Here is a 12,971-nt window from a genome sequence, read left to right as displayed (position 1 = left end):
CTGATTCCCCAACACGTATGACCTTGTTGGTAATTATCTCGTTTCGGAGTTCTGAAGCGTGCTACCGTGGTTCTTGCTCGATTTCGTCCAACCCTGACAACAATCTTAACATCGGCCGACTCGGACGAGCACGCATGGACGGGCCCGGATCGGAACCGATCGACCGCGCGCTCGCCGCGGCGTTTCCTGACCGCGAGGTCGACCGACTGACCGGCGTCGGCCCATCCTGGAACGGCGCCAACGAGACGGTCGGCGTCGTCTTCGCCGACGGTGAGCGAGCGTTCCTCAAGGTCGCGCTCGCCGACGAGAGCAACCGGCTCGCCCGGGCACGCGCCGTACTCCGATACGTCGGGGAGCACGGCCAACTCCCGGTCCCCGAGGTGCTGGCGGCCGATCCGGACGGCGACCCGGCGTACCTCGCGACGGCGCCGGCGCCCGGTCGAGGACTGTTGGACGTTTACGAGGCGGCGAGCGACGACGAGCGCGAGCGGCTGCTCCGCCGCGTCGGGCGCGTGCTCGCCGCGCTCCACGCCGACCGGTTCGCGAGCCACGGGGAGATCGTCGGCGCGGGGACGGAGCGCGGGAGCGTGGCGGAAGGAGCGGCGACCGCGGGACCCGACGCGCAGACCGGACTCGCGATCGAGTTCGCACCGTGGACGGACGTGCTGCTCGCGACGGTCGAGCGGACGCGCGAGATCGGCACCTCGGAGCGGCTCGCCGACCACTACGACGCCGTCGTCGACTGCGTGCGCGCGAACCGGGACCTGCTCGACGACGCGCCGGCGGCGCTGCTCCACGGCGACGTCACGAAGCCGAACCTCTTCGTGACGGCCGAAGGGGACGGGGCGGACGCTACCGACGGCCCGGGCGTCGCGGCGATCGACTGGGAGCTGTCCCACGTCGGCGACCCGGCTCGGGATCTGGTGCGCGCGGAGGACCAGCTGCTCAACGGGTTCGACTCGACCGGCCCGGAGCGGTTCGCCGCGGCCCTCCGCGAGGGATACCGCGAGCGCGCCGGGGGGCTTCCCGCGGGGTTCGAACGGCGGCGCCCCGTCTACGAGGTCGTCAGAATGCTCGGGCGCTCGGGATTCGTCGATCAGTGGGTACCGTACCTCGACGAGCCCCTCGATGCCTTGGTCGATCGGGCGGACGCCGAGCTGCGGGCGCGGCTCGACGCGGTCTGATCGCGGTGTCAGCCGGCCGCCCCGTCAGCGGTTCCACGCCGCACCGTCGGGGTCGATCTGACGGTCGCCCGGATCGAGCGCATCGATTTCATCGAGGTCCTCGTCGGGCAGGTCGACGTCGACCGCGCGCAGGTTCTCCCGCAGGTGGTCGCCCCGCCCCTTCGGGATCGGCACGATCCCGCGGTCGAGCGCCCACGCGGGCGCGACGACCGCCGGCGAGAGGTCGTTCCGCTCGGCGATTTCGAGGATCGCCGGATCGTCGAGGATCTCCCCGCGGCCGAGCGGGGAGTAGCCCACGAGCCGGTGGTCGAACTCGTCGGCGAGGGCGCGCAGTTCCGGCTGTCGGAACCGCGGGTGACACTCGACTTGGTGGGCCGCGATCGGCGCGTCGAGGATCTCGCGGGCCTCGTGCAGCAGATCGGGCGTGAAGTTCGAGACGCCGACGTGGTCGGTCACCCCCTCGTCGCGGAGTTCGTCGAACGCGGGCAGCGTGGTCTCCGCGTCGTACGCCCGGATCGGCCAGTGGACGTACAGGAGGTCGACGCGGTCGAGGCCGAGCCGATCCAGGCTCCCCCGCGCCGTCTCGCGCACGTCCTCGGGCGCGAGGTTCTCGGGGTGGACCTTCGTGGCGACGACCACGTCGTCGCGGTCGACGTCGCTCGCGGCGATTCCCTCGCCGACCGCGGCCTCGTTGTCGTACATCTGCGCGGTGTCGACGTGGCGGTAGCCGGCGTCCAGCGCCGCGGCGACGGTGTCGGTACAGGTCTCGGGGTCGTCGAGCCCGGACGTTCCGAGCCCGATCGACAGGTCGAGCGGTGGCACGCGTTCCCGTTCCGGCCGCCGGGTGAAAAAGGCGCGCGAGCCGGCACGTCACGATCCCGCAGTTCCGTGCGCGTCCCGTGCGCCTGCCGCGCCCCGCACCCTTAATGCGTCGCGCCCGTAGGACGGGTCGATGGCGACCGGACCCGCGCTCCCCTCGACCCCGGATCCGCTCCCGCTGGGCGCGCTCTCCGACCCGATCCTCGTCGACCCCGGACCGCGACTGCTCCGCGCGGTCCTCGAGGCGTACCGCGAGGCCGCCCCGGCGCTCGTCGATCCGAGCGTCGCGGAGCTTGCCGGTGACGCGCGCGGGGACGGCGGGGAGGGCGACCGCCACCCGTCCGGTCTCCCGCCGCTGAACGTGTTCGCAGGCGAGCCCGCGGTCGACGCCGTGACCGCCGGGTTCCGGCCTGCGAGCCGGCTCGCGGCGCTCTTCGACGCCGACGCGGTCGACCTCCGGGTCCTCGACACGCCGCAGCCGAACCCCGTGCTGGCGGGGGCGGAGACGGGATTCGCCTTGATCGGAAGCGAGCGCGACGGGGCGGGCGGGGAGACGAGCGAGGAGGCGACCGGAGCGGAGAGTCGGTGGCACCGGATCGGGGACGACGCCTCGCTCCGCGAGCGGTACGCCTCGGCGTTCGCGGCGGCCGAGCCGTACCGACTCCGAACGCCGAGCCGGCGGCGCGTGTACGAGGGGCTCGCGGCGCGGTGCGACGAGTCGGTCGCCGCGGCGGTGCTCCGCGCGCTCGACGCCGAGGTCGACGCCGATTCGCGCGGAGCCGCGGGTCCAGACTCCGAGGAGACCCGCGTCCGCGCTTACGCTGTCGGCGCCCGCGAGGGCGTCTCTGACCACGCGCTCCGTCGGGCCTGCGAGGACGCGGGGCTCGGGAGCCCCTCGACGTTCACGCGGATAAAACGGCTCCTGCGGGAGGCCGAGCTGATCGAGACCGCCTCCGAGCCGCAACCGGTCGGGCGCCCGCGCGAGCGGCTCGCGGCGCGCGGCGCGCTCGCGGCGGCGGAGACGCCGGAAGAGGCGGTCGCGGCGGTTCGCGGCGTGACGGAGTAAAAGGAATTCGGACGCCCGTCACCGGGCGTCATTCCGGACGGATCAGTCGTCCTTCGTCTTGATGTCCGCCGAGAGCCCCTGCGCCATCTCGATCTCCTTCGAGTTGTTCAGGGTCCACGCGGTGCGGTCGGTGACGGCCTCGATCGCCTCCCGGGCGGAGGGGTAGCCGTTGCCGGACTTCTTCACGCCGCCGAAGGGGAGCTGGACCTCGGCGCCGATGCACGGGAGGTTCCCGTACGCCAGCCCCAGCTCGGCGCGGTCCCGGTAGTAGTTGATCTGTCGGTAATCCTCGGAGATGATCGCGCCAGCCAGCCCGTAGTCGGTGTCGTTCTGGATCTCGACGGCCTCCTCGATGTCGCCGTCGTACTCCATGAGCGCGACGTGGGGTCCGAACACCTCCTCGTGAGTACACGTCAGGTCGGCGTGGGCGTCGGCCTCGTAGACGAACGGACCGACCCAGTAGCCGTCCTCGTGGCCGTCCGGGATCTCCTCGTCGTCGAGCTCGGTCCGGTCGACGAGCACGTTCACGCCCTCCTCGCGGGCCGCCTCGTTGTTCCGGGTGACCTTCTCGCGGTGTTCCTCCTCGATGAGCGGCCCCATGAAGGTGTCCTCGTCGAGGGGGTCGCCGACCGCGACCGACTCCGCGACCTCCACGAACCGCTCTTTGAACTCGTCGTACACGTCCGTGTGGACGATCAGGCGCTCGGAGGAGACGCAGCGCTGACCGGTCGTCTTGAACGAGGACATCACCGCGGAGTGGACCGCGACGTCGAGGTCCGCCTCCTCGGTGACCACGATCGCGTTCTTGCCGCCCATCTCGCAGGCGGCGCGCTTGCCGGCGACGCCGCCGAGCTTCTCTTGGATGTGGTGGCCGACCTCGGCCGAACCGGTGAAGATGACGGTGTCGACGTCGTCGTTCTCGACGATCGCGTTGCCCGCGTCGCCGAACCCCTGTACCATGTTGAACACGCCGTCGGGGATGCCCGCGTCGTCGAACATCTCCGCGATGATCTGCGCGCACCACGGCGTCTGCTCGGCCGGCTTGAACACGACCGTGTTCCCCTCGACCAGCGCGATGGCCATGTGCCAGTAGGGGATCGCGACCGGGAAGTTCCACGGCGTGATACAGCCGGTGACGCCGCGCGGTTTCCGTCGCATGTACGCGTCCTTCGAGGGGATCTCCGAGGGGACGATGTCTCCCTTCGGATGCCGGGCGTCGCCCGCGGCCCACTCGACCATGTGCGCGGCCTCGACCACGTCCGCCTTCCCCTCGCTGATCTCTTTCCCGCACTCCTTGGTGACGATCTCCCCGAGCTCGTCGGTCCGGTCGCGGAGCTCGTGGTACACGTCCCAGAGGTACTCCGCGCGCTGGATACGCGACAGTTCTCGCCACTCCTCGAACGCCGCGTCCGCGGCGTCGACCGCGCGGTCGACGTCCTCGGGGGTTCCCTGTCGGAACTCCCCGAGCGTCTCTCCGGTCGCGGGGTTCTCGCTCTCGAAGGTCTCGGACCCGTCGCCGTCGACCCATTCGCCGTCGATGTAGTGCTGGTAGGGTTGCGCCATGTTCGAGACGTCCGGTCGGCACGTCCAAATAACCCACCCTACCATGGTCGGCAGGGTCTTGGTGGTGCGCTGCTTACGACGTGTGAACAATGTCGACAACCGACGGGAAAGGGGCGGTGGAGTGGGCCGGAACCAGGCTCACGCTCGATCTGTGGCATCCGAACTGCTGGGCGATCGAGGCGACGGGCAGAACCGACGGCGGCGTGTTAGCACACGCCATATACAACTCGCCGAGGGCCGAGAGCGAGGCGCCGAACACGGTGAACGGCTTGTTCACGGCGTTCGGAGACACGAACGAGGAGGTCGAGGCGCTGCTCGACGCGATCCGCGAGTCCGACCGCGCGGGGAACCTGCTCGAACTCCAGGAGCGGTTCGGGCGCGCTCGGGACGCTCCGGGCAACGTCGTCCGCGAGTTCTTCCTGGAGTACGACCCGGGCGACATGGTGTGTCCGACGCTCTTGGAACACGGCTTCGTCCACAGCGCGCCGGTCCGGATCGAGGGCGGACGCGAGGAGTGGCAGGTGTGTTTCGTCGGCGAGCGGACGGAGATCCGGGAGTCGCTCGACGCGGTTCAGGAGGCGGCCGGCGCGGAGGTGACGGTGGAGTCGATGTCGTCGTCGGGCCACGCGGGGCGGACCCCCCGCGAGCAGCGGCTCGACACGCTGACCACGACCCAGCGGAAGGTGTACGAACACGCCCGCGAGGCGGGCTACTACGAGTGGCCCCGAGAGGCGTCGACGCGCGAGCTCGCCGACGACATGGACGTCTCGAAGACGACGCTGCTCGAACATCTTCGGAAGGCGGAGTCCAAGCTGCTGGACCCGTGATCGGCGGTGTCGACGGCGGAGCGAGTGTTATAGCGCGTCGGTCGTGGTACGATATTTAAGTACCCGCGAGCGATAGCGGCGATTGTTTATTAAATGAACGCGCGGTGGCGCGTGCCTGCGAGCGGCCGCCATCGGCGGCCGCGAGTCAGCACGCGCGAGGGAGTCAGTCGCCGGAGCGAAGCGGAGGCGACTGACGAGGCTGGGGAGGGGTGAGGCGCGGTTGCTATCCTGGGCGGGGCGGGACTCAAAGGGGCAGCCGCGAGGACGCCGTAGGCGACGCAAGGACCGCAGGGCGGGAGCGAGCGAAGCGAGCGACCAACCGAGGACCGCAGCGAGCGTACGGCGTCCTCGCGGCTGGGGCTTTGGAGGTGGTCGCTGCTGATCTCCAGTCTGCTATTTATATGCGAGCGGCTGAGGCTCTGGAGGTGTCCGTCGTGGGTCTGTCAATCACTTATAAACAGCTGACCGCAAGACCACACACTGATTAAGAAATCGTGACGCCCGATCGGGGGTTACTACTCAGATCGCCGGTCACCGCCCGCTCACCGGTCCCTGACCCAGGTCGTTCAGTTCCCGACGATTGCGCGCAGCGCGAACAGCGCGTTCGACTTGCGCTCTCGGATCCGCCGGTAGAAGTAGGAGAACCACTTGGACCCGTACGGAATGTACTGGTACACTTTCACGTCGTCTTCGGCGGCGAGTTCGAACTGCGCCGACTCCCGGACGCCGGTCAGCATCTGGACCTCGTAGGTGGTCTCGTGTTCGGCGTACAGCTCCTTCGCGTACTCGATCATCGCGGGGTCGTGGCTCCCGACGGCGACGCCGTCGTCGAACGCCTCGAACATGTACGCGAGGCAGTCGCGGTACGACTCGTCGACGCGCGCCTTCTTTTTATACGATATCTCGGCCGGCTCATCGTACGCGCCCTTGACGAGTCGGACCTTCCCCGGGAGGTCGGCGAGCCGTTCGAGATCATCGCGGGTCCGCTTCAAGTTCGCCTGCACGCAGACGCCGACGTTGCCGTCCGTCTCGACCGCGTGCCGTTCGAACGCGTCGAGCGTCACGTCGGTGGTCTCGTGGTCCTCCATGTCGATCCAGACGAAGGTGCCCGTCCCGTCCGCTCCGGTCTCCGCCGATCCGGTCGCCGCCGGCGCGTTGGCCGCCTCGACGATGCGCGCGAGGTTCTCCTCGAAGACGTCGTCCCCGATGTCGAGGCCGATCTGGCTCGATTTGACGGAGACGCAGGCGTCGACGCCGCGCTCCGCGATCGCCTCGACGAGGTCGACGTACGCGTCGGCGTCGGCGTCGGCGGGGGGCCGTTCCTCGTAGTGTTCGCCGAGCAGGTTCAGGATGCCGGCCACGCCGCGGTCGTTGAGCCCCTCGACGTGAGCGAGCGCCGCCTCCGGCGACTCCCCGGCGACAAAGTTGCTCGCGATGGGCGGGATCATGCGATCACTGCGGATCCGGAGCGGTATATAATGGCACCCGACCAATCGTTCCAAAAATATATGCTTGTATAAAATACGTTCAGTGCCACTACCGGCCGATTCATCGATCTGCCCCGCGCTCACCGACCATGGACGGGCCGGGGTTAAGGTAGCCGAATGTGCTCGGGACTATCGGAAACATATGTCACGGGATACCACGGGCACGACGGATCGGCGGACGCTGCTGAAACTGACCGGCGGTGCGGGACTCGTCGGACTGTCGGGCTGTCTCAGCACGACCGACGACGGCGGCGACGGGAGCGACGGCGGTGACGGCGACGACGGCGGCGACGGGAGCGACGGCGGCGACGGGAGCGACGGCGGTGACGGAGACGACGGGGGAGACTCGACCGAGACCTACGAGATCGGGATGGTCGACTCCCAGACCGGGTCGCTGTCGGCGTTCGGCGAGCGGAACCAGCGCGGCGTCAACCTCGCCCTCTCGATGGTCAACGAGGTCGGCATTAACGGGCGGGACCTCGATATCGTCGTCGAGGACTCCGAGAGCGAGAACCAGGGCGGGATCGCCGCCGCCCAGAAGCTCGTCAATCAGGACGGCGTGCCGTTCCTGATCGGCGCGGTCGGCTCCGGCGTCTCGCTGGCCATCTACGAGAGCGTCATCGAAGGAACGGACGTCGTTCAGCTGAGCCAGAACTCCACCGGGCTCAACCTCACCGAGTTCCCGGGGCTGCTCCGGATGTCGCCGTCGGGGCGGAGCCAGTCGCTCGCGCTCTCGAACCTCATCACCGACGACGGCTACGACGAGGTGGCGATCACCTACGTCAACAACGACTACGGCCAGAGCCTCACGGACGCGTTCGTCGACGCGTACGAGGGCGAGGTCGTCTACAACACGCCCCACGACCAGGACCAGCAGTCGTACTCCGGCGTCATCTCGGAGATGAACAGCTCCGGCGCCGACGCGTGGCTGTTCATCACCTACCAGGCCGAGTTCGCGACGATGGTCAACGAGGTGTTCTCCTCGGGGTACGAGGCGCAGTTCTACGGCGCCGACTCCGTCTCCGGCGACAACGTGCTCGAGAACACCCCCGAGGGGAGCATCGAGGGGATGAAGATCGTCGTCCCCTCGGCGCCCGTCGAGGAGGAGAACTACCAGTCGTTCGCGGACGCCTTCGAGTCCGAGTACGGCCGGCAGCCGACGTCGTGGGCGGCGTACGCGTACGACTGCGTGATCAACGCCGCCTTGGCGATCCAGGCCGCGGACGAGTTCACCGGCGCGGCGCTCCAAGACACCGTCCGGCGCGTCTCCGGCCCGGAGGGCGAGACGGTGACCTCGTTCGAGGCCGCGAGCCAGATCCTCGCGGACGGCGGCGGCCCGGACGACGTCGACTACCAGGGGGTCAGCGGCCCCATCGACTTCGACGAGAACGGTGACCCGGTCGGCTTCCTTCAGGTCCTGGAGGTCCAGGACCACGCGTACGAAGGCATCGACTTCATCGAAGGCTAATCCCGACCGATGACCGTCCTCGGATACCTGGCTAACGGGTTGGTGTTCAGCAGCATCATCGTCCTCGGCAGCATCGGGCTGTCGCTGGTGTACAGCATCGCGGACTTCGCGAACTTCGCGCACGGCGACACGATGACGATCGGCGCGTACTCGGCGCTCGTGACCTTCGGCGCCGTCGGCGGGCTCGGCGGCGCGGTGTTGGGGCTCCCGTACGGCTTCTTCCTGGCCTTGGTCGTCGGGATCGCCGTCGCCGCGGTCGTGGCGGTCGCCACCGAGAAGCTCATCTACGAGCCGCTCGACGTCGACTCGATCGGCCTGCTGATCACGTCGATCGGGATCGCGTTCATCTACCGCGCGGTGATCCAGATCCGGTTCGGCTCCGACTTCACCCGGTTCGACGTCCGGCCGCTGCGGCCGATCGAGGCGCTGGTGCCGTACGGCGTCCGGATAACGCTCCACGACGTCGCGATATTCGGGTCGGCGGTGGCGCTCGTCGTCGGGCTCCACGTTCTGCTCCAGTACACCGACCTCGGTCGGAAGATGCGCGCGATGGCGGACAACCCCGACCTCGCGCGGGTCAGCGGTATCCGGACGAAGCGGGTCAAGCTGTGGACGTGGGTCATCGGCGCCGGGCTCGCCGGCGCGGGCGGCGTGTTCCTCGGACTGTTCAACCAGCTCGCGCCCCGGATGGGGTTTAACCTCCTGTTGGTGATCTTCGCGGCGGTGATCCTCGGCGGGATCGGCTCCGTCTACGGCGCGATGGCGGGCGGGTTCCTCATCGGCATGATAAACCAGCTAACGCCGTTCTTCTCCAACGTGGTCGAGGCGCTACCGATCCGTCCGAACTGGCTCGCGACCGTGATCGAGAACATGATCACCATCGAGTACGCGAACGCGATCGCGTTCGTGATCATGGTCGTCGTGCTGTTGGTCCGGCCCAACGGGATCGCCGGGGAGGGCGCGACGTGAGCCTCCTCGACGACCCGAAAGCGGCGTTTGCCGACCTCTCCCGCCCGGAGGGGTGGGTGCTCGGCGTCAGCGTCGCGTTCGTACTGTTCCTCTTCGTCGCGATGCTCACCGGCGCGCTCGGTCCGACGTACTTCCTGTTCCTCGTCGGGCTGGCGGGGATGTACGCGCTGTTGTCCTTCGGGCTGAACGCCCAGTGGGGGTTCACGGGACTGATCAACTTCAGCGTCGCCGCGTTCTTCGGCATCGGCGCGTACGGCACCGCGCTGATGACCGCGAGCGGCTCGCCGATCGCCGGCGGCTTCAGTCCGCTCGTCGGGCTCGCCGTCGCGCTCGTCGTCGCGCTCGCGCTCGCGCTGCTCATCGGCATCCCGACGCTCCGGCTCCGGGCCGACTACCTCGCCATCGCGTCGCTCGGGCTCGCGGAGGTCGTGCGGCTGATCGTGTTAAACGAGCGCTGGCTGACGAACGGGAGCGCGGGGCTGCGCGGCATCCCGGGCTTCTTCGACGGGTGGCCGGTGCTCTCGACGTTCCCGGAAGCGATGCCGGGGCTCCGGCTGGAGGTGATCCCCGGGTCGCCGGTGATCTTAGAGACGGCGTTCTGGCAGGCGTCGCTGAACGTCCTGTTGGTGCTCGCGTTCGCGGGCGCGGCGTACTTCGTCCTCCGGCGCGCGCACCGGTCGCCGTGGGGGCGCGTGCTGCGCACGATCCGCTCCGACGAGGACCTCGCGCGGGCGCTGGGCAAGAACACCTACTCGTTCAAGATGCAGTCGTTCGTCCTCGGCAGCCTGATAATGGCGCTTGCGGGCGTCTTCTACGCGCACCTGAACCTCTACGTCGGGCCGGGCGACCTCGACCCGATCACGACGTTCTACGCGTGGGTCGCGGTGATCTTGGGCGGCAGCGGCTCCAACCGCGGGGCGCTGTTCGGCGGGATCGTCATCGTCACGATCCGCGAGGGGACGCGCTTCCTGAACGACGTGGCGCTCCCGATCGACCCCGCGCCGCTGCGACTGCTGTTGATCGGCGTCGTCATCGTCGCCGTCATGCGCTACCGGCCGCAGGGGGTGCTCCCGCCGCAGCGGGAGCTGATCTGGCCGAGCGCGGTCGGCGGTGGCGGAACGCCCGAGACGCCGGACAGCGGCGTCCGCGAACGGAAGGGAGGTGGTGACGATGAGTGAGGGCGCGCTTCCGAAGGAGGACGCGGTCCTCCGCGTCGACGACCTCCAGAAGTCGTTCGGCGGGCTCGCGGCGACCGACCACGCGACGTTCGCGGTCGAGCGCGGCACCATCACCGGGCTCATCGGCCCGAACGGCGCCGGGAAGTCGACGCTTTTCAACCTCATCTCCGGCTTCTACGAGCCGGACGGCGGGACCGTGGAGGTGAACGGGACCGACGTGACCGGGATGGAGCCGTACCAAGTCGCGGAACACGGGCTCATCCGGACGTTCCAGACGCCCCGGAAGCTGGAGGGGATGACGGTCCGCGAGGCGATGCTGGTCGGCCCGCGGAAACAGCCCGGCGAGTCGTTCCTCACGCTTTTCACCTCGCCGGGGACGGTCGCGGAGAGCGAGTCGGCGAACCTCGCCGAGGCGGAGCGGATCCTGGAGGACTTCGAGATCGACCACCTCGCGACCCAGCCCGCCACCGACATCTCCGGCGGCCAGATGAAGCTCGTCGAGCTCGCGCGGGCGATGCTCGCCGAGCCGGAGGTGCTGCTGCTCGACGAGCCGGTGGCGGGGGTGAACCCGACGCTGGCCAAGAAGCTCAAAGACCAGATCCGGCGGCTCAACGAGCAGGGGACGACGTTCCTGCTCATCGAACACGACATGGAGTTCGTGATGGACCTGGCGGACCCGATCGTCGTCCTGGATCAGGGACACGTCCTGACGGAGGGGACGCCGGAGGGCGTCCGGAACGACGACCGCGTCATCGACGCGTACCTCGGAGGCGGAACATGAGCGACGGTATGACAGACGACACGACCGGGGCCGCGGACGGGCCTCACGGCGGAACCGACCCCGTGCTCTCGCTGTCGGGCGTCGACAGCGGGTACGGCGAGGTGCAGGTGCTCGACGACTGCTCGGTCCGGCTCGACCCGGGCGAGATCGTCTGTCTCGTCGGCCCCAACGGCGCCGGGAAGTCGACGGTGCTCAAGACCGCGTTCGGGATGTTGACCCCGTGGACGGGGACCGTCGAGTACCACGGCCGCGACATCGGCGGGATGGCGCCCGAGGAGATCGTCCGCGAGGGGATCGGCTACGTCCCGCAGACCGACAACGTGTTCGGCTCGCTGACGATCGACGAGAACCTCCGGATGGGCGGCGTCGCCCGCGACGGGAGCCTCGAGGAGGTCATCGAGACGCTGTACGACCGGTTCCCGATCATCGACGAGAAGCGCGGCTCGAAGGCGAAGACGCTCTCCGGCGGCCAGCGCCAGGTGCTCGCGTTCGCCCGCGCGCTGGTGATGGAGCCCGACGTGCTGCTCATCGACGAGCCGTCGGCGGGGCTCGCACCGAACACCGCCGACGACGTGTTCGAGGACGTCAAAGAGGTCAACGACATGGACACGGCGATCCTCATGGTCGAGCAGAACGTGACGAAGGGGCTCGGCATCTCCGACCGGGGCTACGTCCTCGATCAGGGGACCGTCCGGTTCGAGGGGACGCCGGAGGAGCTGCTGAACGACGAAGAGGTCTCGCAGCTGTACCTGGGCGGCTGAGTCTCCGGTCGGTCCGCCTTCTCGCGGCGTCTCACGCCGTGCGCTTCTCGAGCTCGCCCGTCAGCTCCGCGGCGTCGAAGTCGTGGTCGGGGCGGATCGCGACGAAGTCGAGGAACCGGCGCGCCGCGAGGAGCTCGTCGGCCGAGTAGCTCGTCAGCGCGGCCTCGATCGCGTCGGCGGCGCCGATCAGCGGCTCCAGCGCCGCGAGCGCGCTCGCGAGGTCGTAGGCGCGGGCCGCGTCGCGGCCGTCGTCGCTCACGCGGGTCGCGTCGATGACGTAGAGCTCGCCGTCCGCGACGAGGACGTTCTCGGCGCGGAGGTCGCCGTGCGCGAGCCCGGCGTCGTGGACCGTCCGGAGCGTCTCGAACAGGTCGGGCGCGAGCTCGACCACCGCGTCCTCGTCGAGCTCGCCGAGCGTGCGGAACTCGGGGAGGTACTCCAACACGAGCACGCCGAGGCCGTCGACCTCGAACGCCTCGACCGGCTCCGGCGCGTTGACCCCGAGCTCGCGGACCCGCCGGGTCGCCTCCAGCTCGTGGCGCGCCATCTCGTAGGGGGTCTCGTGGCGCTCGAAGAACCCCTCGGTGCCCGCGGAGAACGCACCGAGGTTCCGCCCCGTGGTGAACAGCGCGTGAACGAGCGTGTTCTGCCGGGTGATCACCTTCACGAAGAGGTCGTCGTCGACGACCATCGGCGTCGACAGCCAGTTGTCCGCGTCGAGGAACCGCACGCGCATCTCGTCGCGGTCGTACCGGTCCGCCAGTTCGCGCGCGACCCGCTCGATGTCGGGCCAGTCGACGCGCCCGCGGACGAGCTGCCGGAACTCCATATCGGCGGAACGCGGCGGCGCCTCATAAGTCGTCGGCTC

General features: G+C 69.1%; 12 protein-coding genes. 8 read left to right on the top strand and 4 right to left on the bottom strand.

The window, feature by feature from the left end; translation table 11 throughout:
* The first annotated feature begins 134 nt into the window (after positions 1 to 134).
* Positions 135 to 1,184, top strand: coding sequence for a phosphotransferase family protein (locus C466_RS09975; RefSeq protein ID WP_004596308.1), 1,050 nt, complete (start codon positions 135 to 137; stop codon positions 1,182 to 1,184).
* A gap of 24 nt (positions 1,185 to 1,208) precedes the next feature.
* Here the strand turns inward: C466_RS09975 and C466_RS09970 are convergent, their stop codons facing one another.
* Positions 1,209 to 2,006 carry an aldo/keto reductase gene (locus tag C466_RS09970; RefSeq protein WP_004596309.1) on the bottom strand — a complete coding sequence of 266 codons (798 nt, stop codon included), beginning with the start codon at positions 2,004 to 2,006 and terminating at the stop codon, positions 1,209 to 1,211.
* A 130-nt stretch (positions 2,007 to 2,136) separates the two neighbouring features.
* Here C466_RS09970 and C466_RS09965 point away from each other — a divergent pair, with 130 nt between their 5' ends.
* Entirely contained in the window at positions 2,137 to 3,069 is a 933-nt protein-coding gene (locus tag C466_RS09965) for a transcriptional regulator TbsP domain-containing protein (RefSeq protein ID WP_004596310.1), read from the top strand.
* A 42-nt stretch (positions 3,070 to 3,111) separates the two neighbouring features.
* Here C466_RS09965 and C466_RS09960 read toward each other — a convergent pair whose 3' ends face one another.
* Positions 3,112 to 4,632, bottom strand: coding sequence for an aldehyde dehydrogenase family protein (locus tag C466_RS09960; protein ID WP_004596311.1), 1,521 nt, complete (start codon positions 4,630 to 4,632; stop codon positions 3,112 to 3,114).
* 89 nt (positions 4,633 to 4,721) lie between these two features.
* On the opposite strand from C466_RS09960, the gene C466_RS09955 reads away from it, so the two are divergent.
* Positions 4,722 to 5,459, top strand: coding sequence for a helix-turn-helix domain-containing protein (locus C466_RS09955; protein ID WP_049908353.1), 738 nt, complete (start codon positions 4,722 to 4,724; stop codon positions 5,457 to 5,459).
* A gap of 566 nt (positions 5,460 to 6,025) precedes the next feature.
* Here the strand turns inward: C466_RS09955 and C466_RS09950 are convergent.
* Positions 6,026 to 6,907 (bottom strand): proline dehydrogenase family protein, encoded by an 882-nt coding sequence (locus C466_RS09950; protein ID WP_004596313.1) that lies wholly within the window; start codon positions 6,905 to 6,907, stop codon positions 6,026 to 6,028.
* Positions 6,908 to 7,088: 181 nt separating this feature from the next.
* Between C466_RS09950 and C466_RS09945 the strand changes: the two genes are divergently transcribed.
* From C466_RS09945 to C466_RS09925, 5 genes are read left to right on the top strand one after another with little or no spacing between them, the layout of a single operon-like run.
* Positions 7,089 to 8,414, top strand: coding sequence for an ABC transporter substrate-binding protein (locus tag C466_RS09945; RefSeq protein WP_004596314.1), 1,326 nt, complete (start codon positions 7,089 to 7,091; stop codon positions 8,412 to 8,414).
* Positions 8,415 to 8,423: 9 nt separating this feature from the next.
* On the top strand, positions 8,424 to 9,383 hold the full coding sequence (locus C466_RS09940) for a branched-chain amino acid ABC transporter permease (RefSeq protein ID WP_004596315.1): 960 nt from the start codon (positions 8,424 to 8,426) through the stop codon (positions 9,381 to 9,383).
* A complete protein-coding gene (locus tag C466_RS09935; RefSeq protein WP_004596316.1) occupies positions 9,380 to 10,561 on the top strand; it encodes a branched-chain amino acid ABC transporter permease in 1,182 nt (393 codons plus the stop codon). Before C466_RS09940 ends, C466_RS09935 begins: the two co-directional genes overlap by 4 nt.
* The gene (locus tag C466_RS09930; RefSeq protein WP_004596317.1) at positions 10,554 to 11,342 is read left to right on the top strand and encodes an ABC transporter ATP-binding protein; all 789 of its coding nucleotides are present in this window, start codon (positions 10,554 to 10,556) and stop codon (positions 11,340 to 11,342) included. Before C466_RS09935 ends, C466_RS09930 begins: the two co-directional genes overlap by 8 nt.
* An 8-nt stretch (positions 11,343 to 11,350) precedes the next feature.
* Positions 11,351 to 12,103, top strand: a complete 753-nt coding sequence (locus tag C466_RS09925) for an ABC transporter ATP-binding protein (protein WP_044965613.1) — start codon at positions 11,351 to 11,353, stop codon at positions 12,101 to 12,103.
* 31 nt (positions 12,104 to 12,134) lie between these two features.
* Here C466_RS09925 and C466_RS09920 read toward each other — a convergent pair whose 3' ends face one another.
* Positions 12,135 to 12,932: an RIO1 family regulatory kinase/ATPase domain-containing protein gene (locus C466_RS09920; RefSeq protein WP_004596319.1), complete on the bottom strand. Its 798-nt coding sequence runs from the start codon at positions 12,930 to 12,932 to the stop codon at positions 12,135 to 12,137.
* Positions 12,933 to 12,971 lie beyond the last annotated feature (39 nt).

The sequence above is a fragment of the Halorubrum distributum JCM 10118 genome (genome assembly GCF_000337335.1).
GTDB classification, from domain to species: domain Archaea; phylum Halobacteriota; class Halobacteria; order Halobacteriales; family Haloferacaceae; genus Halorubrum; species Halorubrum distributum.
Note: the sequence above shows the minus strand (reverse complement) of the source record. Positions and strands in the feature narration are given on the sequence as shown.